Annotated in this window: 21 protein-coding genes; 5 read left to right on the forward strand and 16 right to left on the reverse strand. The window is 35.1% G+C overall.

The features are described 5' to 3' along the window. Positions 1-380: 380 nt before the first annotated feature. Positions 381-2,012: an MBL fold metallo-hydrolase RNA specificity domain-containing protein gene (locus tag BMX10_RS09015; RefSeq protein ID WP_090442682.1), complete on the forward strand. Its 1,632-nt coding sequence runs from the start codon at positions 381-383 to the stop codon at positions 2,010-2,012. Between the two features lie 102 nt (positions 2,013-2,114). On the opposite strand, the gene BMX10_RS09020 is transcribed toward BMX10_RS09015, so the two are convergent. From BMX10_RS09020 to BMX10_RS09045, 7 genes are all read right to left on the reverse strand, one after another. After that, positions 2,115-3,713, reverse strand: a complete 1,599-nt coding sequence (locus tag BMX10_RS09020) for a sensor histidine kinase (protein WP_170834754.1) — start codon at positions 3,711-3,713, stop codon at positions 2,115-2,117. 221 nt (positions 3,714-3,934) lie between these two features. Then, entirely contained in the window at positions 3,935-4,069 is a 135-nt protein-coding gene (locus BMX10_RS18445) for a hypothetical protein (RefSeq protein ID WP_280140761.1), read from the reverse strand. A gap of 162 nt (positions 4,070-4,231) precedes the next feature. Next, positions 4,232-6,676, reverse strand: coding sequence for a homocysteine S-methyltransferase family protein (locus tag BMX10_RS09025; RefSeq protein ID WP_208976134.1), 2,445 nt, complete (start codon positions 6,674-6,676; stop codon positions 4,232-4,234). 166 nt (positions 6,677-6,842) lie between these two features. Further along, positions 6,843-8,291, reverse strand: coding sequence for a TrkH family potassium uptake protein (locus BMX10_RS09030; RefSeq protein ID WP_090442688.1), 1,449 nt, complete (start codon positions 8,289-8,291; stop codon positions 6,843-6,845). Beyond that, positions 8,242-9,648: a Trk system potassium transporter TrkA gene (trkA, locus tag BMX10_RS09035; RefSeq protein WP_170834755.1), complete on the reverse strand. Its 1,407-nt coding sequence runs from the start codon at positions 9,646-9,648 to the stop codon at positions 8,242-8,244. The genes BMX10_RS09030 and trkA overlap by 50 nt, the downstream gene beginning before the upstream one ends. A 337-nt stretch (positions 9,649-9,985) precedes the next feature. After that, entirely contained in the window at positions 9,986-10,828 is an 843-nt protein-coding gene (locus BMX10_RS09040) for a L,D-transpeptidase family protein (RefSeq protein WP_090442694.1), read from the reverse strand. 151 nt (positions 10,829-10,979) lie between these two features. Further along, the gene (locus BMX10_RS09045) at positions 10,980-11,726 is read right to left on the reverse strand and encodes an FMN-binding protein (protein ID WP_090442701.1); all 747 of its coding nucleotides are present in this window, start codon (positions 11,724-11,726) and stop codon (positions 10,980-10,982) included. A gap of 305 nt (positions 11,727-12,031) precedes the next feature. On the opposite strand from BMX10_RS09045, the gene BMX10_RS09050 reads away from it, so the two are divergent. Next, a complete protein-coding gene (locus BMX10_RS09050; RefSeq protein ID WP_244272683.1) occupies positions 12,032-13,105 on the forward strand; it encodes an FAD:protein FMN transferase in 1,074 nt (357 codons plus the stop codon). 60 nt (positions 13,106-13,165) lie between these two features. Here BMX10_RS09050 and BMX10_RS09055 read toward each other — a convergent pair whose 3' ends face one another. The 5 genes from BMX10_RS09055 to cuyB form a co-directional block, all read right to left on the reverse strand. Beyond that, complete coding sequence (locus BMX10_RS09055) at positions 13,166-13,891, reverse strand: HAD family hydrolase (protein WP_090442707.1); 726 nt, start codon at positions 13,889-13,891, stop codon at positions 13,166-13,168. 235 nt (positions 13,892-14,126) lie between these two features. After that, positions 14,127-16,796 carry a cyanophycin synthetase gene (cphA, locus tag BMX10_RS09060; protein WP_090442710.1) on the reverse strand — a complete coding sequence of 890 codons (2,670 nt, stop codon included), beginning with the start codon at positions 16,794-16,796 and terminating at the stop codon, positions 14,127-14,129. Continuing rightward, entirely contained in the window at positions 16,793-17,635 is an 843-nt protein-coding gene (locus BMX10_RS09065; protein WP_090442713.1) for a cyanophycinase, read from the reverse strand. The genes cphA and BMX10_RS09065 overlap by 4 nt, the downstream gene beginning before the upstream one ends. A gap of 228 nt (positions 17,636-17,863) precedes the next feature. Then, on the reverse strand, positions 17,864-19,477 hold the full coding sequence (locus BMX10_RS09070) for a Na/Pi cotransporter family protein (protein WP_090442716.1): 1,614 nt from the start codon (positions 19,475-19,477) through the stop codon (positions 17,864-17,866). Between the two features lie 248 nt (positions 19,478-19,725). Further along, positions 19,726-20,430, reverse strand: a complete 705-nt coding sequence (cuyB, locus tag BMX10_RS09075) for a cysteate racemase (RefSeq protein ID WP_090442719.1) — start codon at positions 20,428-20,430, stop codon at positions 19,726-19,728. A 274-nt stretch (positions 20,431-20,704) separates the two neighbouring features. Between cuyB and acpP the strand changes: the two genes are divergently transcribed. Together acpP and BMX10_RS09085 are read left to right on the forward strand one after the other, a co-directional pair. Further along, a complete protein-coding gene (gene acpP, locus BMX10_RS09080) occupies positions 20,705-20,935 on the forward strand; it encodes an acyl carrier protein (protein ID WP_090442722.1) in 231 nt (76 codons plus the stop codon). 265 nt (positions 20,936-21,200) lie between these two features. After that, on the forward strand, positions 21,201-21,617 hold the full coding sequence (locus BMX10_RS09085; RefSeq protein WP_090442725.1) for a hypothetical protein: 417 nt from the start codon (positions 21,201-21,203) through the stop codon (positions 21,615-21,617). An 85-nt stretch (positions 21,618-21,702) separates the two neighbouring features. Here the strand turns inward: BMX10_RS09085 and BMX10_RS09090 are convergent, their stop codons facing one another. The 4 genes from BMX10_RS09090 to BMX10_RS09105 form a co-directional block, all read right to left on the reverse strand. After that, the gene (locus BMX10_RS09090) at positions 21,703-22,065 is read right to left on the reverse strand and encodes an Asp23/Gls24 family envelope stress response protein (protein ID WP_244272684.1); all 363 of its coding nucleotides are present in this window, start codon (positions 22,063-22,065) and stop codon (positions 21,703-21,705) included. A gap of 29 nt (positions 22,066-22,094) precedes the next feature. Further along, positions 22,095-22,697 carry a molybdenum cofactor guanylyltransferase gene (gene mobA, locus BMX10_RS09095; RefSeq protein WP_090442728.1) on the reverse strand — a complete coding sequence of 201 codons (603 nt, stop codon included), beginning with the start codon at positions 22,695-22,697 and terminating at the stop codon, positions 22,095-22,097. A 5-nt stretch (positions 22,698-22,702) separates the two neighbouring features. After that, positions 22,703-23,020 carry a hypothetical protein gene (locus tag BMX10_RS09100; protein ID WP_090442730.1) on the reverse strand — a complete coding sequence of 106 codons (318 nt, stop codon included), beginning with the start codon at positions 23,018-23,020 and terminating at the stop codon, positions 22,703-22,705. 166 nt (positions 23,021-23,186) lie between these two features. Then, positions 23,187-23,900, reverse strand: a complete 714-nt coding sequence (locus tag BMX10_RS09105) for an HAD family hydrolase (protein WP_090442733.1) — start codon at positions 23,898-23,900, stop codon at positions 23,187-23,189. 200 nt (positions 23,901-24,100) lie between these two features. Between BMX10_RS09105 and BMX10_RS09110 the strand changes: the two genes are divergently transcribed. Then, positions 24,101-24,847, forward strand: coding sequence for an AzlC family ABC transporter permease (locus BMX10_RS09110; protein WP_090442736.1), 747 nt, complete (start codon positions 24,101-24,103; stop codon positions 24,845-24,847). Positions 24,848-24,850 lie beyond the last annotated feature (3 nt).

Raw genomic sequence — 24,850 nt, forward strand, 5'->3', positions numbered from 1 at the left:
ATCCAGAAGGAAGCGATAATCTTGCATTTGAAACTTTAGAATTCTAGGGAGCTTATCAATCTTTAACTTCTGGTACTTAGGACTATTAGAGTCTTCAAAATTCAATTGGCGTAAAGGGATGTTTCTAGAGACAAAGATTAAAAGTGTATAAAGTTCTTTTTGTAGATATTGAATATATAGTACTAAATAAGATATAATGGAGTTCACAATGACCACCCTTTCTTTATTAATTGTGAGCTGGGAACTTCAATTATATCAAGAAATGGGGGGGCATTGTTTTTTTATACAAAAAAACTTTGAAACCTTTAAAATATAATGATTAGTTAGTAAAAAAAGAGTGTCAAACTTGACACTACGATCCTTGCAAAGGGGGCTGTAAAATGAAAATAGAATTTTTAGGTGCCGCTAAAGTAGTGACAGGTTCCAATATTTTAATCTCTACTGGGAAATACAAGATACTCTTGGATTGTGGTTTGTTTCAAGGTAGTAGGGATTTGGAAAGCTTAAACTATGAAGCCTTTCCCTTCAAGCCTAGTGAAATCGATTTTCTTCTGCTAAGCCATTCCCATATCGACCACAGCGGAAGAATCCCCAAGCTAGTTAAGGAGGGATTTCGGGGAAAAATTCTTTGTACCAAGGCAACAAAGGATTTAGCTGAAATCATGCTGGTGGATAGCGGCTATATCCAGGAAAATGATGTTGAATGGGAGAATAGAAAACGAAAAAGAGCCGGAAAGCCTCCTATAGAACCCTTATATACAGCTGCGGATGCTGAGATCAGCCTGCGATATTTTCAATCTGCTCTATATCAACAAAAAATAGCTTTAAATGATGATATATCAATACGTTTTAGAGATGCTGGTCATATCCTTGGTTCTTCCATCATTGAATTATGGATAACAGAGAGGGACGATACTGTAAAAATTGTTTTTTCTGGAGACATCGGCATGAAAAACAAACCATTAATTCGTGATCCCGAGATTATTGAGGAGGCGGATTATCTGATTCTAGAATCTACCTATGGTAATCGTATTCATGAAAATGTTGAAGAGAGAATGGAAAAACTTATGGAGATAATCAATACTACTGCTTTGAGAGGTGGTACTGTTATTATTCCCTCCTTTGCTGTAGGCAGAACACAAGAGCTTATTTATGAACTCAATAAATATTATGAGTATAATGATGAACTAGAAAACTTTCTTAGAATTCCTATTTATGTTGATAGTCCTATGGCTATCTCAGCTACAGAAATCTTTAAGCAGAACTCCTATTGTTTTGATGAAGAAGCAAAAAAACTTATACTTAGTGGAGACAATCCTTTGAATTTTGATAATCTTTATTTTGTACGAGATCATCAAGAATCTATGCGTTTAAATGAAGCCAACTATCCAAAGGTTATCATTTCTGCTAGTGGTATGTGTACTGCCGGTAGAATTCGTCATCATTTAAAGCATAATTTGTGGAAGGCAAAGAATAGCGTTGTTTTCGTAGGCTATCAAGCACAGGGAACCTTAGGAAGAATACTAAAGGATGGCGTGAAAAAAGTAAAGCTGCTGGGAGAAGAGATTGCAGTTTTAGCAGAGATCCATAGTATAGAGGGTTTTTCTGGTCATGGAGATCAAAAGGATCTATTGAGCTGGATTGCAGGATTCCGTAAAAAGCCAAGAAGAATTTTTCTAGTACATGGGGAAGAAGATGCTTCCACCACCCTTTCACAATTAATTACTTCAAAATATGGTATCCCTACTATTGTTCCAAACATGGGTTATACCTTCCAGCTAGAAAACGATATTTTAAAGGCATATTCAGGGGAAATACTAGAACCTATTCAAAGGAAAGAAAATATTCAGAAGGAGCTGCAGCGGGTATACGACCAATTTGAAAGCTTAGTTACTAAGACAAATCGTTTTATGGATGATGAGGTATTGCAAAAAGATTATGATAAAATAAAAAATAAGTTGCTCGAACTGCAAAGAGAACTGCTAGATGTCAGCATGCTTCTAGGTGACTAGCTAGAAAAGACCTTTTTACACTTAACTCCTAAAAAATACATTTATATTTATTATCTAGAAACTAAGCCCCTATCCATGTTTTTCATGGGCAGGGGCTTAGTTTTAATCATACAATACAGAAAATTCCAGGCTTATGCTTTCCCTTGTGGGCTGCAATTCTTCTATCATCGTATATTCTGTTGTATTTTTTAGCTTTTTTGGAAAGCTTAAAATGAATTCACTACCTTCTCCTGGGTGACTATTTACCTCAATCTTTCCTTCCATTAGCTGCATAAATCTTTTAACCAAAGATAGCCCTATACCCGTTCCTTCATTTAGCTTTTTTTCTGAACTACAGGAAATATAAAATCTGTCAAATATTTTATCTATTTCCTCTTCTGAAATTCCACTGCCGTTATCCTTGACTCCTACCTTTAAATACCTGTCATCCTCGTGTATATATACGTCTATCTTTCCTTCATACTGGGTGTATTTAACAGCATTTGATAATAAATTTAATAAAATTCTTTCATATTTTTCTATGTCTAAAACGATTCTTTTGGTACTGCAGGTGGAAGTAAAATTCAGCTGTATCTTTTTCTTTTCTACAACCGGCAGAATAGTTTTAACAAGATACTGGGTATACTTGACAAGATTAGCATTTACTTGTCTTAACTGCATAAACCCTGCTTCAGCTTTTGTAATGTCAAGAAAATTATTAACAAGCCTTAATAGTTTTCTGTTATTTCTTTGGGCTTTTTTTAACAGCTTTCTTGTCTTTTCATTTAATTCCCTTTTATAATAATCATCATTCAACATTTGAAAAATGGAGTGCATAACAGCAATAGGTGATCGAAGCTCATGGGAAATGGTAGCAAAAAATTCCTCCTTGGCTTTCGTTAAGGCTTCAGTATTTTCAAGAAGCACCACTTGGGATGTAATGTCCATTCCGATCCTTACGATATACATTTTGTCATTAGCACTATACTTTAGAGCAGTATGAAGCATTTGGTAATGCTTAGCTTCACCTTTAGGTGTTTTAAAGGAAATCATCTTCTCCTGGGTGGTCATAGGCTCCTTATAAATTTTCCCTAGTATTCCTTTAATAGCATCTGCACATGCTAAAGGCAGAATCTCACTAATGGTACTTCCTATTATGTCATTATGGTCAAGTGCTTTTCTTGTCATGGCTTTTAAGAACTCTACATACTCCTTATTTACAAATTCGTAAGTGCATCCGGGGTACGCAACTACAGCTACAGGTGTTGGCAAAGCTTGTATGATATTATTTATATATTCCTTCTGCTGTTGTATTTTTTCAGACTGCAGCATTAACTTTGTCATCTCATGAAGACATACAACTGTGTAAATTGCTTCCCCTTCCTCGTTACAAATAGGTTTGCAACTGAAACAAATATGCTTCCTTTCTCCTTTGCTGCTGATTGTACATATTTCATCATCAAAGCTTATGCCTTCTCTAACTTTTCCAATAATAAATTCATTGATATTAATATATGCATTATTCTTCTCCAGGTCATAGCTGTTCATTGCATCTTCCAGTACTCTACCTTCATAGGAAAGCATCTGACTGTAAGCATCATTCATCATGATAAATCTTCCCTCTTGGTCTAAAACAGCAATCCCTTCTGAAATCTTATTGAGAATAGCTCCCATTAATTCTCTTTCAGCTATCATATTTTTCCAATCAATATTTTTTTCCACCACCGCACCCCCTCTAGTGATTCGTGGCTTAATCATTAGAATAGCTTTTATTCCAATTCTTCTATTGTTCTTCAATTTCCTTATTCAACTTTTTTCCATTAATCCCTTTTTTTTCAGCGGATTTATATGTCGAATTTTTACTAAACAGTCTTAATCACACAAAAAAAGGCCCTTAGTCCTACTTGAGCCTCTTTATAGTCTTTATAATCTTTCATATTCTCTTAATTATTTTTCCACATTTCTAAGCGCTTTTCTCTATTTTCTTTCAATACCTTTTGGGCTTTATTTGATAAGATATTTTTGTCCTTTGGTTGGGTGGTATGATTCATCAACAATTTTACTTTTTTCTCCTTCAACAAAATACCCCTCCCTTTAGTAATCTATTCATAATGAGGATACATAGATTATTTTCTTCATCAAAGAAACTGATGAACTTTTTAACTATTTATACTTAGAAATGAATAAACATACATATATGTTTATAGTATATTCTTTTTTAAAGAAAGTCAATAGGGAAGTTATTTTTGTTGATAGGGTTCTATTTTTTTATTGTTATACATAATTTTATTGGCTGTTTTTACAGCTTCTATAGCATCAGCTGCATAATAAGCACCTATCTCCCTGGCATAATCTTCTGTCACAACGGCCCCACCCACCATCACTGGTATATGGATATTTCTAGCTTGTAAGGTTGCTACAACCTTCTTCATTTCCTGCATGGTTGTGGTCATTAAGGCACTCAATCCAATTATACTGGCATCTTCCTTTAAAGCTGTTTCGATAATAACCTCAGTGGCTATATCCTTTCCCAAATCGATTACATGAAATCCTTGGTTTTCTAGCATGATGGCTACAATGTTTTTCCCTATATCATGTATATCTCCTTTTACTGTAGCGATAACAACGGTGCCTAATTTTTTATCCGTGTCTTCCTTTACAAATTCCTTTAGATATTGAAATGCACTTTGAGCAGCTTCGGCTGCTAATAAAAGCTGGGGTAAAAAGTAGATTTGTTTTTCATAGTTTTCTCCCACCTTTTCCAATGCTGGAATGATACAGTTGTTTATGATCTCTACTGGCTCCATCCCTTCTTCCATCAATAGCTTTACTTGTGGAACTGCTACTGGCTTATCTCCTTGCTTAATTATTTTCATTAATTTCTCTGCTTCACTAGCTTTCTCTTTTTCTTTTGTTTCTTCTATTTCCTCTTTTGATGCTGTATTTTTATTTATATTGGACCATTGTATATAAGCTTTAGCATTTTTATCCTTTCCCACCAATACGTCAGTGCTTTTAATCACTGTCCAATTGTTATGATGATACGGGTTAATAATGGGTAAATCCAGTCCAGCCTGTAAAGCCATAGCTAAGAAAGCATTATTGACATAGCTCCTATTGGGTAATCCATGGGAAATATTTTCTACCCCAAGAACAGTTTTTACACCTAATTCCTTTTTCACTAGCCTAATGGCTTTTAAACATTCTAAAGCTAAATCCTGCTGAGCGCCAGCTGTCAAAACTAATGTATCAATATAAATATCTTCTTTTCTTAATCCCTTATCTAAAGCAGCTGTTACAATTTTTTCTGCAATCCTTACTCTATCTTCAGCCTTCTGGGGAATTCCTTTTTCATCCAAGGTCAAACCTACAACAGCTGCTCCATACCTCTTTGCCATATCTAACACTTGATGCAGTGCATCCTCTTTACCATTGGTAGAGTTTAGTAAAGCCTTTCCTTCTACTCCCTTTAACCCTTCCTCCATTGCATGATAGTTTACAGTATCTAATGCAATAGGGGCATCAATAGACCGCTGTATTTCTAAGACTGCATTTTTCATTACTTTACTTTCATCTAAGGTATCTACCCCTAGATTGATATTGATGATGTGGGCACCTGCCTCCACTTGTTTTGCAGCCTCTTGGCACAATACAGATGTGTTCTCAGATTTTATCATTTCAGTCAAATATTTTTTCCCAGTGGGATTAATATAACCACCTATTGTCCTAGTTTCATAGGTATCCCCTATGATTAAGGTTTTTCTAGCACTGGCTAGCTTAGAAAAGGATATTTTCTTCTTTTGTACAGGCTTCATCTCAGCTGCTTTATCAACGATTTGCTGTAAATGTTCAGGTGTTGTACCGCAGCAGCCTCCTATGATATTTGCTCCTAGTTGAATTAATCCTTCTACATAGCCTGCCATTTTCTCAGGAGATAAATCAAAAATAGTTTCTCCATCCACTAGCTTAGGTAACCCAGCATTTGGCTGCACCATTAAAAAACTGTCAGTTACCTGACTCATTCTTTTGATAATATCTATCATCATATCTGGGCCAAAGCCACAGTTGACCCCTAGCACATCTACACCTAAGGATTCTAGTACAGTAGCTACAGTTTCTGGATCCGCACCTGTCAGTGTTCTCATGTTTTCTTGAAAGGTCATGGTACAAGTGACAGGGATATCTCCAGCATCCTTTACTGCCATCACTGCTGCCTTTGCCTCCTTGATATCCGACATGGTTTCTATATTGATCAAATCCACTCCAGCTTCTATCAAGGCCTTTGCCTGCTGAAAAAATATCTGATAGATTTCCTCAAAGCTGTATTCTCCTAATGGATATACAAATTTCCCAGTAGGGCCAATGTCTCCTGCCACCAATCCTTTACCATAAGCTGCTTCTTTAGCAATAAGTACAGCTTGCCTATTGATTTCCTCTGTCTTATCACCGAGACCATATTGCTGAAGCTTTATTTTATTTGCACCAAAGGTATTGGTTTGGATAATGTGGCATCCTACTTCAAGATATTGCTGGTGAATGCTTTTAACTATTTCTCTATTATGTAGATTATATATTTCTGGACATTCACTGGTGCTTAGACCCATCCTTTGCAGCATTGTCCCCATAGCGCCGTCAAATGTTAAAACTTTTTTCTCCAGCATTTGTTTCAAATCTGATTTTTTCACCTGTCTACCTCCCTGTATATTTAATCTATATATTGCATATATTTTTCTTGTTTTATAACAATATAGCTACTTTTCCATAAGAAAAGTAGCTACAATAGTTTTGTGTTATATATGGCTGTTTATGTTATTTTAGTACATTAATTGTATTTCGTCAACATCCCTTTGCTTATATTCGTTCCTTCCAAAAAGCTGGCATTAATAAAATAAATATTGTATATAATTCCAATCTGCCAAATAGCATCATAAGAGATAGCAGCATCTTGCTGGCAACGCTAAAATCACTATAGGTCTGGGTAGGCCCTACAAAGCCAAAGCCCGGTCCTATATTTCCTAGCGTAGCCGCCACTGAACTAATAGAGCTAACCAGCCCAATTCCTTCTAATGAAATTAGTAGAGAACCCACCATTAATAATAATAGGTATAAGAAGAAAAAGCTGCTAACCCCTGCAATTACATCCGCAGATATCATTTTGCCATTGATTCGAATAGGAATTACTGCCCTAGGATGTAGTATTTTAGAGATCTCCCTTATTACCAGCTTTAATAGAATAAGTAAACGGATTATTTTAATAGATCCTCCCGTAGAACCTGCAGATCCCCCAGCAAACATTAGAAAGAATAAAATGCTTTGACTAAATCCAGGCCATTCCTCGTAATTTGTAGTTGTATAACCTGTAGTGGTGATAAAAGAACCAACTTGAAAGAATGCCTGCTTGAAGGTCTCAAATATATTGTCATAGACATTGCCATATAGATTTAAAGTTATTAATAAAACACTAATAGCTATGATAGATAAATATAGCTTAAGTTCAGAATTTTTATAAATCTCTTTAAAATTCTTTTTGTACAGTTCATAGTATAAAGAGAAGTTTACTCCAGAAGCTATCATAAATATAGCAATAACCATGACTACATAGCTGCTTTCATAAGCGCCTATACTGCTGTTGTAGGTAGAGAACCCCCCTGTGCCTACAGTACCAAAGGTATGTAGGGCAGATTCATATAGCGTCAGTCCTCCTGCTAAAAGAAGGATCATTTCCAAGATAGTAATTCCTAAATAAGCAGTATATAAAATCGTTGCAGTATTTCTCATTCTAGGTACCAGCTTGTCCGATACAGGACCAGGACTTTCTGCTTTGAAAATTTGAAATCCCCCTACCCCCAATGCAGGCAGCACTGCTAGGGTTAATACCAATATACCCATTCCACCTAACCAATGGGTGAAGGAGCGCCAAAACAAAATACTCCGAGGTAATACTTCAATATCATTAATAATAGTAGCCCCCGTTGTAGTCAGTCCAGATACAGTTTCAAAGAAAGCGTCTACCATAGAAGGAATACTACCATCCAATACAAAGGGTAAAGCACCAAAAAAAGAGACAAAAATCCATCCTCCGGCAACGATGCTTAAGCCTTCTCTAGCCTTTATTTGTTTAGAGGAGCTGGGAAATTTCCTCATCATTCCTCCCAATACAATTAAAATCAATATGGTGTACATAAAGGCTAGAACGCTACTTTCTTTATAATAAATTCCTACTGCTAATGGCAGCAGAAGAGCAACAGCTTCAAATAGCAGTAGATTTCCCAGTACCTTTAAAACTATTCCGTAGTTCATTTAATAGTCCCCCTTGAGGCCGATAAAAATATTTATTTAATGCCAGCACTTCAGATTGCAGACAAAAAACAATCACTCTGTCGCCTGGATGAATAATTGATTCACCATCTGGTATGATTACTTTATCCTCATGCAGAATTGAGCCTATAATGATGCCTTTTGGCAAACCAAGATTTGCTAGCTTTTTGCCAACAATCTTTGATTCTTTCCGGGCAATGATTTCTAGTACCTCAGCTTTTCCTCCTAATAGCAGAGAAATAGAGACCACCCTTCCACCTTGAATAAACCTTAGAATTTCACTGGCTGTAATCAAGATAGGATTTATAGCAACATCAATACCCAACTGTTCAATGATGGGTATATAATTGGAACGGCTTACTTTTGCAATAACCTTATTTACTCCATATTGCTTTGCTAATAATGTAATTAATAAATTTTCTTCATCTAAACCTGTCAGGGATACCAAAGCATCCATATCCGCAATATTTTCCTCCATAAGAAGGTTTATATCCGTACCGTCTCCATGGATCACTAAACCGCTCTTTAAATTTTCTGCTAAATACTTACACCTTTCTTTATCTTGCTCAATAATCTTTATATCGACACCATTATAGGTAAGCTTATTTGCTAAGTAATACCCAGCTTTTCCACCACCTAAAATCAGTACCTTTTTTACAGCTCTCATATCTATAGGAGCTCCATAGACTTTAGAAAAGTTATTAATACCTTCTTTTTGTCCCATAAGATAGATGGTATCTGTGGCTAGAATCTCTGTATCACCATGAGGAATAATCATCTCACCATTTCTGCAGATGGCTACGATTAATACTGGCCCTGCCATATCTAATTCCTTTATTTTTTTGCCATCTATCCCGGTTAGGTTTTGTACCCTAAAATCCACCATGCCTACTTTGCCTTTGGCAAAATTCTCCATGTATAGGGCCTGACCTTTTAACAAGTACTTAGCAACTTCTCTAGCCATTGATAGTTCAGGATTAACAATATAATCAATCTCCATATTCTCTTTAATAAATTCCACTTGATTAGCGTATTCAGGATTTCTAATACGTGCGATTACTTTTTTGCATCCTAATTTTTTCGCTATCACACTTACCAATACATTGGTTTCATCACTTCCCGTGACAGCAATAATCAAATCGCATTTCTCAATATGAAGCTGTTCCAGGGTCTGCAATTGAGCGCCATTTGCCTTAATAGTAAGCACATCCAAGTGATCGTTGATTCTCTGCAGAACCTGACTGTCAATGTCAATAACAATCACATCGTTTTCTTCCTGTGATAAGGATTCTGCTAGTTTATAGCCTAGCTTTCCCCCTCCAACAATTATTAAACGCATTATTTTCTTCCTTTCTAAAACGTTTTAGTCTTCGCCAATAAAAGACAATAATTAAAATAACTATATTATATTGTATAGTTATTCATCAGATAAGCAATCGTATATTCATTTAAAAAATCTGCTTTATCAGTAATGCATATAGCCTCTCTGTTTATCATACCATAAAGGTATGTTTTCTTTAATAGACTTTTTTGTCCTTTAATAGACTTTTTTGGCTCTTTTTTTGAATCCATATGCTATTATGACTATATTAGTTTATTGTATCATATAATTACGAGTTTGCGAGAAAAAATTAAGGATCATCTGAAGTTTTATGATGATCCTTTTAAAAACTCTCTTACGGTTCCCTGACTTCCAAGTATTGATCTCTTGCTAGCTGCAGTTCATTATAGGTTTCTACCCCCACAACACCATCTGCTACTATATTAAAATCCCTTTGGAAACTTGTTACAGCTTCTGCTATTTCTTCATCATAGATGCCATCTATTTCTCCATCATAATAGCCTAGCTCTGTTAAAGTAGTTTTTACTTCAAACACATCCGGCCCTGGCTCTACTCCTTCGCTTAGAACTCTTCCTGTAAATACATCTCCAATGATTTTTACAGGTGTTCCCAATGGAACAATATCATATAATTCATTGACATCTTCGTTAAACATCCTCACGCAGCCGCGGCTGGCAGCAGTCCCTATAGATTCTGGGGCATCAGTACCATGGATGCCATATCCCCCCCAAGGAACATTTATTCTCATCCACCGAGTACCAAAGGGTCCCCCTGGATTTGTTGTCTTTTGTATAATCTGCCAATCTCCTACAGGTGTAGGTGTAGAAGGCTTTCCTACAGCTACAGGATAGGTTTCTAGTGTCTCTGTAAATTGTTTAAGGGTTAATATTTTCCTCTCTAAATCTATCTCTATAGAATATCCCTCCGGCGGTATAGGATATCTCCTTTCAGGATCTAAACCTATAGCATTCCACGTATCTGGTCCCACGATTCCATCAGGGCTCAAGCCAAAATCTGCTTGAAAGCTTCTAACAGCTTCAAATAAATTTTCATCATATACGCCATCTATTTCATCTTCATAAAATCCTAAGCTTGTTAGTCTTTCTTGAACATGCATAACATCAGGACCCTCCATATAAGGATCTAATAATCTTAGATATCTACTAGACATTCTCATCAACATACCTCCTCTATTTACCATACATCCTTACTCTATAATACGTTGACTTCTTATAAAGTTGACAGTTGAAAGCTATTTATAGATTTTTTCTTAACAAAAAAACTTCCTAACCAAAGAATTTGGTTAGGAAGTTTTTTGTTTTTGTATATTATTTTCTTGCAGCTTCTAATGCATTTTCAACTGCTTCCATCCAGCCAGTACTTGAGCTTGTAGCTCCTGTATAGATTTCTACATCAGCACCATTTGCTTCAATAAATCTAGCTGGCATTTCTTCTAATGCCTCATGAAATGCTTCGAATGCATACTCTTCATCTTTATATTCTTCGTTATCATCTACAAATCTTGTTTCTTTTAATTCTACTTCTACAATTTTATCATTTTCAATCGTTACCCAAGCTAGCTTACGTCCTCTTTCACCTAGCTCAGTAGCCCCCATGAAGATACCATCGGAGTACTCAGCATCACTAGAAGCTTCAACTAAAGCTTTTTCTAAAGCTCTATCTAACGCTTGTGTCCATTTTGTACTTGAGCTAGTAGCTCCTGTGAAGACATCTACACCTTCAGTTCCATTAGCTGCTATATAAGCTTCTGTTAATTCTGCTTGTGCTTCATGGAATTCTCCATATGCATAGTCATCCCCTTTTTGCTCATTGAACCCAGTGTACTCAGTTAACTCTAATGCAACAATTTCATCATTTTCGATAGTAACAACTACTTTACCATATCCTCTAGGACCTGCATCAGATACTGCTTCGTAGGTACCATCATTATACTTACCTTCTACTACTTCTTCTGCTGGTGGTGCTGGATCTGGATCAGCAGTTGTAGGACTAGAGCAACCAACAACACTTACTACCATAAGCATTGCTAAAATTAGCATCAACACTTTTTTCATTAAAAATTTCCCCCTTGTTATAAGTACTATTATATTTTTTCTTCTGTTACAAGTTAATTATATATCAAACGAAATTGATTTTCAATAGTATTTTGTATTATTTTTTTTCTAAGATTTTCTATCTTTTAATAGTTGTTATTGGTTTGTGGTGTTGAATTTTAAATACTTTGATTCACCTCGCAATATTTTTGTTTCTTTTTTCTATAAAATGGCAATACTTCATGTGGTGTGATGCTATCTTTTGCATCCTTTACTTTTACATTTTTGCTTGCTATAATTATTTAGTGAAAGAGAGGTGTTTTATTGTGAAAATATTCATTCATAGAGCAAAGACCTTACTACTATTGTTGATGGTATCTTTTATCCTTATATCCTGTAGCGAAAAACCTGATGAGGTATTGACTGAGCAAAAGGAACAACAATTTGTTTTAAACACCCTTGCTGCTATACAGATATATAGTCCTTCTGATGAAGAGGGAAATAGAGCTTTAAGTAAGGCTTATCAAAGGGTTCACCAAATAGAAAATTCCATGAGTATTACCATTGAAGACAGTGATATTTATAAATTAAATGAAAAAGCAGGTATTGAGTCTGTTAAGGTATCAGATGAAACCCTTCAGGTATTAAAAAGCGGTATAGATTTTTATGAATTAACGGATGGTACCTTCAATATAGGTTTAGGTACATTAATAGAATTATGGAGGAAAAGTATCGAAGCCAGCGACTCTGATTATATTTCTCAAAAGCCTTCTATTGAAGAAGTTCAGTGGGCTAAAAATCATGTTGATCTACAGCAATTAGAAATTGATGGAAGCAAGGTTTATATTAGAGATCCACATATGATGATTAATCTAGGTGGTATTGCAAAGGGCTATGCCGTTGATGAAGCTGCTAGAATTTTAAAAGAAGAAGGTATAAAAAGTGGTTATGTAAATTTTGGTGGAGACATCTATGTGATGGGACCTAAACCTGATGGCAGCCCTTGGAGAATGGGTATTCAAAATCCTACTATTGGTGTTTCTGATGTAATCGCTAGTATTGAGTTAGTCAATAAGTCCATCGTATCCTCAGGCAATTATGAAAGATTTTTTATTGATGAGGAAACAGGTGAGCATTATCATCATATTATTGACTCAGAAACTGGCTATCCCACTGCCAATGAACTTGTTAGTGTATCTATCATCTCCAATACTTCCATGGAGGGTGATGTTTTTTCTACTGCTACCTTTGTTATGGGGCTGGAGGAAGGACTTCATTTCATTGAAAGTCTTCCTGATGTAGAAGGAATATTTGTTACTAAGGATCAAGATGTATATGTTACTTCTGGTATTAGGGATTCTGTTAGGATAGCAGATTCTTCATTTAGATTAGCTAACTAGATTATAGCAACAAAAAAGCTGTAGGACTCTTTCCTTCCTACAGCTTTTTTTAATTGTTGCTTATATGATATCTACATCTGCATTTAGTTGGTAGATCACATCTTTTCTTTCTATAATAATCGTAATCTTATCCTTTAGCTCCTGATCTGCTTTTACATTTAACAAGAGCTCCTTCGCTGGATTGATGGCCACTGGTTTTCCTACTAGCTTCATCATAGAAAAATCTCCATTGGTATCGCCATAGGAATAGCTCTCTTCTAAATCTATGTCATACATATCAGCAAATTCTAGTATAGCTTTATGTTTACTATCAGAATCCCACATTTGTATGATTTCTCCAGTAAATTTGTTGTTTTCATCTACCTGGTACTTAGTACCTCTATAGTCAGTGATATCATATTTCTCTGCCATTTTTGATACCAAATAGTCGGGACTTCCAGATATAAAGATAACCTTGTGCCCCTGTTCTTTATGCCATTCTATCTTATCTCTGGTATAACGATAGACTCTATCTCCCTTTATATTGATTACCTGATTGGTAATAAACTCTATATGCTGTTTGTTTTGTCCCTTCATGGAATCTAAGTATACCTCGGCTACATCTAATAGATAATCTTCATAGTTTCCACGTCTTTTGTCCCAGTCGTGAAAGGTCTTCTTAGCGATATTATGCCAAATAGCAGGATCTATCACTTCATATTTTATTAGTCTTTTAAAATGTGCTACCATCAAAGAATCTCTATATAGTGTTCCATCTACGTCAAAAAATGCGCCAATATTTTTCAATGCCATCCCTTCTCTCTAAAAAAAATAATATTTATCTTTAAATATACCCAAAACTACTTTAAATCTTTATTTTACTATAATAAATCATATGATAAAATATTACAACTAATTAGATAATTTATTATAGCATAATTAAGAATGGAATAAGCTTTAGAAGAAAACATAAAGAAAACCCATCAACCGCAGTATATTTAATAATACTTAGGGTAGTGGGTTTTGCGTCTGGATAAAATGGCTATGGACTAACCTTTGCTATGTTATTAGGCATCTGCACATCCATTGTAGCCGTTGATTGTCCAATATCTTTTCTGTTTTTAAAAGCTTCTATAGCACTGATTAATGGATGATAATTCTCGTAAAATACAACAATGATATCTCCTGCTTCTGCATTCTCCATTGCCTTTTTTAATGCACTAGTTTCACATAACTCTGTTTCCATATAACCATCATTTAACCCTCCAAGACTGCACCCTTTTTTTAGTATATCTGCTACCTCTCCAGCCTTTCTACCTCTTAGATCTTTATCCTCCTTAATATAAGCATAATCACAATGCTTTCCTGCTATTTCACCTACCTTTAAAACACTTATATCTGTTCTGTCTCCTGGTATCCCAATTACACCTATTAAGCGATTTTCTTTGATTTTACTTAATCCTTCTAACACTTTATTATACCCTTCAATATTATGTCCATAATCAACGATTACTTTAAAGTTCCTTACATTAAATACATTAAATCTACCGGGATTGTTTACAGTATCTGTGTAGAATTCGGTTAATGCCTTGTAAATTATTTTTTCTTCTATACCATATCCATGAGCAGCAGCTATGGCCGCCATGCTATTTTCAATATTATGTTCTAAAACCCCCCCAAAGGTGGCTGGGATTTCATGAACCTCTATAACAGCCCGTTCTTTTTTTCCATCAAAAATACAGATAGTTTTATCTCTTAGAAAAACAGCTTTCCCGCCAGACTTCATGTGATCTGTAACTGCTTTATTATTTTTTCCCTTTGTAAAAAAGATAATATTACATCTTACTCTTTCAGCTATTCTATCTACATAGGCATCATCAGCATTTAGGATGGCGTAGCCTTGTTTTTTCACCGCTTCAACAATTAATGCCTTTACATCTGCCATTTCCTCCAATGTATTGATACCATCTATACCTAAATGATCATCACTAATATTGGTAACGATGCCAATATCAGCAATATCGTATCCAAGCCCTTTGTTCACTATGCCTCCTCTGGCAGTTTCTAGCACTGCAACCTCTACTCTTTTATCCATCAGGATTGCCTGAGCACTTTTAGGTCCTGTAGTATCACCCTTTATTATTTCTTCCTCTTGCACATATACCCCTCCGGTACAGGTAGTTCCAACGATCAAACCTTTTTCTTTCAATATTTTTGCTAACATCCTAGTAGTAGTGGTTTTCCCATTGGTTCCAGTTACAGAAATAATTGGTATGGAGTGCCTTTGTCCCTCTGGAAATAAACTTTCTACAATGGCACTAGCTACATTTCTGCTCTTACCTTTAGATGGATAATGATGCATTCGAATGCCCGGTGAAGCATTTACTTCTATAATAGCGCCACCTTCCTCTAAAATAGACTTCTCTATATTTGGTGTAGTAATATCTACTCCTGCTACATCTAAATCAATCGCTCTAGCAGCATTTATAGCTAATCTAGCATTATCAGGATGAATATCGGCTGTTACATCTAAGGCGATGCCTCCAGTACTTAAATTGTCGTTTTCTCTTAGATATACAGTCTCACCTTTTTGGGGAATATCCTCTAGTTTTTTTCCAGTTTTATTTAATAGGAATAACATTACATCATCAATTTTAATCTTTGTTAATGGTTTTTCATGACCTTCTCCTCTAAGGGGATTTTGATTTTCTATATCAATTAATTCTTTGATAGTGTTTTTCCCATTCCCTATGATATGAGCAGCAATCCGTTCCGATACTGCTACAACCTTTTCCTGTACCACAGCAACACGATAATGCTTTCCCGGTATATATTTTTCTACTAGCACTTGCCAACTATAGCCTTGGGCTATACTAAAAGCTTTTCTTACCTCCCTCAAGGAATTCAGGTTTAATGAAACTCCCTTCCCTTGGTTTCCATTGTAGGGTTTCACCACAACCGGAAAACCTATTTTATCTATAACGTTTTTAACCTCTTCATAGGTATGGGCAACTTTTCCTTCGGGTACTGGTAATCCATGGATTCTTAGTATATGATTGGTTAGCTCCTTATCACAGGCGATATCTACTGCTATAGAATTGGTATTTCCTGTAATAGTTGCTTGTACTTTCTTTGCATACTTTCCATAACCCAGCTGTAGGAGGCTATGATTGCCAATTCTCATAACTGGGATTTTTCTTTTTTTTGCTTCCGCTGCAATAGCAGCAGTACTAGGTCCTAGTTCGTTAATAACAACTGCATTTTTAATTTGTTGTAATTGCTGATCTAAAGCTATTTCCTTGTTTTGCAAAATACTTTGTATAACTTCAAAGGCTAGATTTGCTGATTCTACTCCTGCGATTTCATGATCATAACCATAAATAATATAATATACAGTATCATTTTCTAAATACCTAGCTTTTCCAAAACTTATATCATATCCTAATAGTCTTTGAATTTCTAAAATAGTGTGTTCCATTACATGGGCTAGATAAGTACCCTTCTGCAGTCTTTTTACGAATCCACCCTTCATGCCATTGCTACATTTGTGTTCCTTTAATCCTGGTAACAATGATAACAGCTTTTCGTTAAAATTCTTAATGTCACATGTAGGTATATCCACATATTTTTCTATATCTACATCTACCCTTATTATTGGAAAATGCGCATATATATTTCTACCGGAGTATACCTTTGTCCTCACCAAATTCATTTACGATCCTCCTCTATTTCTTTTCTTTCTTGATCAAGGATGATGGCTGTTTTATTTTTTAAATTATATTTATATCCTGTGGGCAAAATATGCACCTTTACGTTCGTAATAGCCAATGGCTCATCTGGGTTTTGCTCAGAAATATTTGTATACCCTATATCTTTACCATCAACTATAGTAATAACACCTGAGCCAATTACTCTTAATTCTTTTTCTTTGTTAACAATAACGGCTGTATCTTCATCAATACCCAATCCTAGGGTATAGGGATTTTGTGCCACAGCCCCTAAAAGTCTACCAATTCTTCCTCTCTGATTAAAGTGCTGATCAATGATAACACCCTTTAAAAAGCCCATTCCAGGAGCCATCTTTACTGTGCATTTTCTCGGTGCATCCTCTTCGTCTCCCTCTACCACCATTACTTCACTCATCATAGAGGCACCAGCACTGGTTCCTGCGATAATCAAACCCTCTTCTATCTGTTTTTGTATATAATGATGAAACTCTGTTCCTCCCAATATACTAGAAATCCTTAATTGATCTCCTCCTACAAAAAAAACACAGTCTATATCCTTTAGACTTTTTACAATTTGTCGATGATTTGCTTCTTTTCTACTGGCTATATTTATGGTATCTACTCTATTGACTCCTAAATCATAAAACAGCCTTTTATATTCTTCTCCCACCTCCAATGGGTAATTGGTAGCAGTGGTAATCACCGCTATATTGGTTCTATCTTCACCAGATAGGCGTACAATTTCCTTTAATATTTCTTTATCGGTACGCTTATCTTCTCCTCCACCAATAATGATTAATTGAGTATTTCCTTCCTTTCCCATAATGTGCCCCTTTCAAATAAACTATTTTTAGTTTATCCCTTCAGCTTTTAAATATTCAATTATGTCTTAATAGAAGTGATAATTCCTAATTTTTTCTATTTTTTCCATAATTGTATATAAAAAAACAACCAAATTCTTAAAAATTTGGTTGTTTTTTTATCTTGCTAATATTTTAATAAGTCAATTTCTAGTTTTTTATTTATCTTCCATAAGCTACTTAGCTTCATTTCATTTTTTTGTTTTTACTTTATCCAATACTGCCATAGAGATATTAGCTGCATGGTCAGCAATCCGTTCTAGATTACTTATAATATCTAGGAAAATAACCCCTGAGGTTGGAACACATTGTTGGCTATTTAATCTATCAATATGATTTGCCCTTAAGGTTTTCTCCATAATATCCACTTGTCCTTCCAACTCAATCACCTTCATTGCTAAGCTTCCATCTAGATTTTTCATAGCAGTTAAAGCATTTTTATAGGCCTTAAATGTTACTGTAGCAATTTCATTTATTTCCTCTATAGCAGTATCAGAAAATATCAGCTGATTGTCTATTTTATATTGGGCTAGCTCCGCTATATTTTCAGCATGATCTCCAACTCTTTCTATATCATTGATGGTATTAAACAAACCATTGACAGTCTCTCTATTATCTAGGGAAATGTTTGTATTCGACAAGCTTACTAGATAAGCAGACATTTCTCGTTCCAATTCATTGACTACCTTTTCTAGCTTAAGGGTTTCATCAATTTTCTTTTGATTTCCTTCGATAAAAGCTTCAAGGGCACCTTCTAAGGATTTTTTTGCTACATTACCCATATGAAGGGCTTCTCGAATAGCACTTACGGTTGCAATAGAAGGTGTTGTCAAAAGACGATTATCAATGTATTTAATACCGTGACCAAGCTCCTCTTCCCCTGGAACAATTCTTTTTGCTATTTTCACTAGAATTCCGGCAAATGGTAATAACAAGAATGTAGTTGTTATATTAAACAATGTATGGGCGTTTGCTATTTGTCTTGGAATTTCATCAGGATTTAAATACGTAATAATCCTGTAGGTTGGTCCCTGTAAAAAGGCCACAAAAATTACAGTGCCCAACAGATTAAAGAGAAAGTGAAAGGCAGCTGCTCTTTTTGCTGTATTATTGGCTCCTATACTTGACAGCATTGCTGTTACTGTGGTTCCCATATTGATACCAAATAATATCGGCAGACCAGAGCTGATAGGAATCAGTCCTTCCATGGCTAAAGCTAGTAAAATACCTGTAGAAGCAGTACTACTTTGAACTGCTACGGTAATCAAAAACCCTGCAAAGATTCCAAGGAAAGGATGTTCTCCAAAACTTATCAACATTTCATTAAAAGGTTCATAGGTTCTCAATGGTCTTAAGGAATCTCCCATGAGCTGCATACCAATAAATAATATACCAAAACCAATAAAGGCCTCTGCCAGCTGTTTTACTTTACGGTTTTTGCTAAATAACCAAACCCCTACAGCAATTCCTACAATGATGGGTGCATATTTTTCAATCTTGAAGGTAATAATTTGGGCTGTAATGGTTGTCCCAATATTTGCCCCCATGATGACACCTACGGCTTGGGTCAATTTCATCATACCAGCATTAACAAATCCTACTACCATAACTGTGGAAGCACTACTGCTTTGTACGGTAGCAGTAACAATGGCTCCTACAATAACCGCCATAAACCTATTGGTGGTTAGCATACCAATAATTGCCTTTAATTTATCACCTGCGGCTTTTTGGAGGCCTGTGCTCATGACGTTCATACCATATAAGAATAAACCTAACCCACCTAGTAGCCCAAAAATGATTTCCATTAACATCCTCCCTTTTCTTCTGCTATAAAATAACCTTACACCTTAGCATTTACATACATAAGAAAATAATATACCCTCTCTATTAATTAAATGTTAAGGAATTGTTAAATTTGAGTTAAGTTTCTTAACATGAAATTAATGGAATATTAACCTAATACTCGCTTGCTATTATATCAGATGTCTCGATATATTTCTACAAAAAGAACAAAAAAGAGAAGCTGCATCAGTGAATTAATAGGAGTTTTGAACTATAGATTTTTTGCTAAGACAACCGCTGTTTTAGCAAGTACAGTCAATGGGTCAATCAGGGGAATATCTATATCCTTTGATGATAGAACCAATCCCACTTCTGTACAGCCAGCAATGATACCCTCCACTCCTTCTTCCTGTAGTTTTTCCACTACCTTAATGAACTTTTCCACCACTTCTACTGAAGTATTGCCTGCTTTTATGCCATTAATCCCATATATCGTATCCATCACTAAATTTTCCTGTTCCTTCTTTTCTGGTATGATCACTATCTTATTCTTTAATGCCTTTTGAAACAATCCCGTAGTAATAGTTCCAGTAGTAGCTAAAAGTCCTATCTTTTTCATGGAAGGGTATTGACTGTCGATATATTTATTTGTTTCCTTTAGAGCATTTATAATGGGAATGTCAATTGATTTTTCCAGCTCTTCTACAAAATAATGTGCTGTCATACATGGAATGATTAGAAAATCTGCTCCTGCAGTTTGTATTTTTCTGGCGGTTGCTACCATTTCATCAATAGGACTAATTCCATTTCCTAGTATTGCCCTGGTCCTGTCTGGAATCTTGGGATTACTGTCTATAATTACTCGAATATGTTCAGAATCAGTTTTTACTTTAGTAAATCTAATAATTCTTCTAAAAACATCACTAGTAGCTTCTGGTCCCATTCCTCCCAGTATACCAATGGTTTTTTCTCTCATACGCAACACCTCCAAAATGTAATCTAGGTATTATTTCTATAATTTTCTTCTCTTTTCCTTCTATAAATACATAATAAAAAAAGTCTTTCTTATTGTCTTAATTTTTTATAACTAAATATACACTTTTTTTATTTTTTATGGTATTCTAAATATAAACTTTTGCCTATAATATATAAGTAAAAGTTGTTACATAGTAAATTCAGAATATCTATTTAAATTATTTAAGGAGGTGAAATCCTGGATTGTACTATTATAATGCAAACCAGGAGGCTTTATGACATTTGAAAAAGTTAAAGAAATTATAGCTGAGCAGTTAGGCGTTAGTGATGTTGATTCTATTACACCATCTACATCATTACTGAATGATTTGGATGCAGACTCGCTGGATGCAGTAGAGATTATCATGGCTATTGAAGATGAGTTTGGTATTGAGATTCCCGACGAGGAAGCAGAAGGCTTTAAAAACATCGGAAATATAGTAGAATATGTTGACAATCATAAATAAAATACAGCTTAATTCATAGGTTTTTTTCCTGAGGATTGTAGTCTAAGTTATTTTATTTAATCTTTAAACTGTCCCTTGACAGAGGTCAAAGTTTTGCAATGATATGAAGGACAGCAGTTTTATCAGAATAAACCACTTGTTACCAGTAACAGGTGGTTTTTTTAGTTGTTTTCATCGGTCAAGTTTCCAAATGAGAAGCCTTTCATATTCTATTATTAAAGGAAATTAATGAATAAATCATATCTATACTATAGGAGGTTTTTTTATGGAAGCTAAAAAAGAAAATATGAAACACCCATCAATGGATGACTGTATGCATGGCCCTTATCCACCAGTGCCTATGCCTCCAGGTCATATGCCAGCTATGCCTATGCCAGGGGGACCAATGCCAGGTATGCCTATGCCTCCGGGCCACATGCCAGCTATGCCTATGCCAGGGGGACCAATGCCAGGTATGCCTATGCCCCCAGGCCACACACCAGCTATGCCCATGCCAGGTATGCCTATGCCGGGTATGCCTATGATGCCTGACATGCCAATGGATGAGCATCATTATGAGCATATGAAAAAGATGTACTATATGCATTTGCATATGGCTTATATGCATAAGGCAGAGGCTTATAAGCATAAAATGATGTACTATGAGCATCACCATGATTATCATGACCATAATGATTGCTAGTAGACTATTTGATTTCCTGTACATTTCAAGAAAAAACCACTGGTCTTTAAAATCTAGTGGTTTTTTTCCTTGTCAACTATTTAGATTATGTAATATTTATATCTTGAACAAAAACATTCACTTTAGATACTTGAACATCTGTCATTGATTCTACAGATTTTTTTACTTTTTCCTGAACTTTTCTTACGACCTCTGGAATCACAGTACCATAGTCCACTACAACAGAAAGATTAATTACTACCTGTGTCTCCTCATTTTCTATTTTAACACCCTTCTTTGCACTGGTTTTTTTGTTGAAAAGCTCTAAAATCCCACCAGGTAATCCACCTTTTATGGATATAATACCTTCCACCTCTTCAGCAGTATGACGAGCTATGGTCATGACGATATCATGAGCTATTTTTATTTTGCCCTGCTGGCCCATAATCTCCATAGGATCCTTAGACATACAACCATCACCTCCCTGGATTATTAATATTACTTCCAATCTTCTTGTATCTTTAAATAAGCATCATAAGTATTGACATTAAGAAAGCATTTCATATCCTTTGAAAACCTCATTATTGTTTCCTCATCTATGGTTTTTATTTTAACTTGTCCAAAAAAGCTTGTTATTTTATACCTTCTTTTCTCCAACAGCTCTTTTATAGGCTCTATACAGCCTTTTCCATAGATTGCATGTAGCGGCTGATAATGCCCTTCTATAAAGGGAATTACTATATCCTCTCCCTCCAACTGCTGAAGCATGTGTTGAATTAGATTCTGATCTAAGAAAGGCATATCGCAAGGAACAATAAATGCATAAGGATTTTTTGCTGCTAACAATCCTGTGTAAATGCCTACTAAAGAATTTTTTTCTTCTAATTTCATTTCATCCTTTACAAATAGTATATCCTTTATCATGGGATATTCTTCAGGATGATTGGTAATTACTATAATTTCATTAAATAATGGCTTTAAACCTTCAATAATCCTTTCTATCATTGTTTTGTCTCCAAGCTGTAACAATGCTTTATTTTGTCCCATTCTAGTGCTCCCCCCACCAGCCAGCACCACTGCTGATACACTTTCTTTCGTCATTTTTATCATCCACCCTTTTTTTGACTACAACCCCCGCAGCCTTTTTGACATTTATGCTTATTGTTTTTTGATACTTCACTGAAATCAGCTGACATATCAATATCTCTAGTTAAAAAAACTATATTTTCCTCTTCATTAAAAAAAACCACATCACAGTTTGTATTTCTACAAATATAATAGTTATCCTTCTGCACGAATCTTTGTAAATCCTGCTTAACCACAGGTTTTACTGCCATAAAATTAATATTTTTACTTTTTTCCTTGCATAATGGGCACTGTCTTTCTAATTCATCCGTTTGTCTATTGCATCCGCATGCTGTCATATTATTTTCCTCCAAACTCTTCATGTAGTACCAATAGTATATTATTGTAGAATAATAATTATTTAATATATATTGTATTAAACAAAATACATGTTTTGTAGGGGTAGGTTTCCACGCCGGGTTGGCACAGGGACCAACTCCTACGATGTGAAATCTTTAGTGCAAATTATATAGATGGCAGTGTCTTTACAAACTCATAAAAATCTTCATACTTTCCTATATAATCTATGCCTTCTATTTTTTGAGAACGTTGTATTTTATAATCTTCTATTAGGTAGGTTTTTATACCTAATTTTTTAGCTACCATATCTTCTTCTACATCATTTCCTACCATCATGCATTCCTCTGGTCTTCTATTAATTTTTTCTAGGATCTCTTCATAGAAATGTATATGAGGTTTGCAATAGTGCATTTCTTCAAAGCTTGTTATAAATACAAAATCTTCCTTATTTAAACCTGCCCATTGGATTCTATGCAAAATAGCCAGTTTAGGAAACAAGGGATTGGTGGCAACTACAAGTTCATATCCTTTTTCCTTTAATATAGTAATAGCATCAATAATGTTTTGATTTTGAGAGGCTGTTTCTTTTATTTTAGGAAAATCATTGATATAAAAATCATCAAATATAGGGTTAAGCTCTTCCGGTTTATGGGATACTTTACTAAAAAAATCTTCAAAAAAGGCTTCGGCATTTGTTTTCTCTTTATCTATATTCTTTACCATGTATTCTGTTGATCCCCATACAAGCTTTGCGAGTTCCTTAGGATGTATTAGATTCTGAAATTTCATACCTAATTCTTCAAAATATCTTTTTAGAAAATCCTCCATATTTAGTGGCAATAATGTTCCATCCAAATCAAAAAGTATTGTTTTTATCATGTTTTTCCCCCTTCATCAGTAGTTCCTGCTAATTCTATTATATACAAGCAGTATCCACAATACAATTGGTGTCCATTATTTTATTGATAATGGCTGTTGTTTTTTAAAAAGGAAAATGATATATTAAAATGTATGAAACATTGAAATTTGATAATTTATTAACGTTTTTTGTATTCTATAAACTTAAAAGGAGTTTTTCTATGGACACAAAAAATTCTTATACAGTTAACAATCCTTTAAATATTTCTTCGTCTATTGTCACTAAAAGAGCAGAATTTTTGAAGGGCATAAAAAAAGCCTTGCCCATTGTCATTGGTTATTTTCCTATTGCTGTTTCCTTTGGGGTTATTTCTGCTCAAACTGGAATCCCTTTATTCTATACAGTCCTTATGTCTTTTATGGTCTATGCTGGAGCTAGTCAATTCATGGCAGCGAATATGCTTGGAATGGGAATCCTAGGCTTTGAGGTTGTTTTTGCAACATTTATTTTAAATTTCCGTCATTTTATTATGAGTATGTCTCTGATGAATAAGCTTCAGCATCTTCCTATGCTGCAAAAAGTGCCTTTGTCCTTTGGTATTACGGATGAAACCTTTGCCCTGCTATCGATGGAAGGAAATGATGATGCTAAAGACATCACTAGCTTTTTTATCGCAGGTGTGATGCTTTCCGCCTACTTTTCCTGGGGATTAGGCACCCTCCTAGGAGGCTTATTATCCATGGTAATCCCTGCCTCCATCGGTGCCAGCATGTCTATTGGTCTTTATGCCATGTTTATTGGTTTGTTAATTCCTTCAGTAAAAGATAATTATAGGATAGGTATCTTAGCGGCTATCAGCGGTATATTATGCTATATTTTTAATATCTATCTCAACTCTGGTTGGGCTATCGTTATGGCTACCTTAGTTGGCAGCTTTATAGGCACCTTTATTGTACAAGGAGAGTGACAA

It is taken from the genome of Natronincola peptidivorans (assembly GCF_900111615.1).
Lineage (GTDB): Bacteria > Bacillota > Clostridia > Peptostreptococcales > Natronincolaceae > Natronincola_A > Natronincola_A peptidivorans.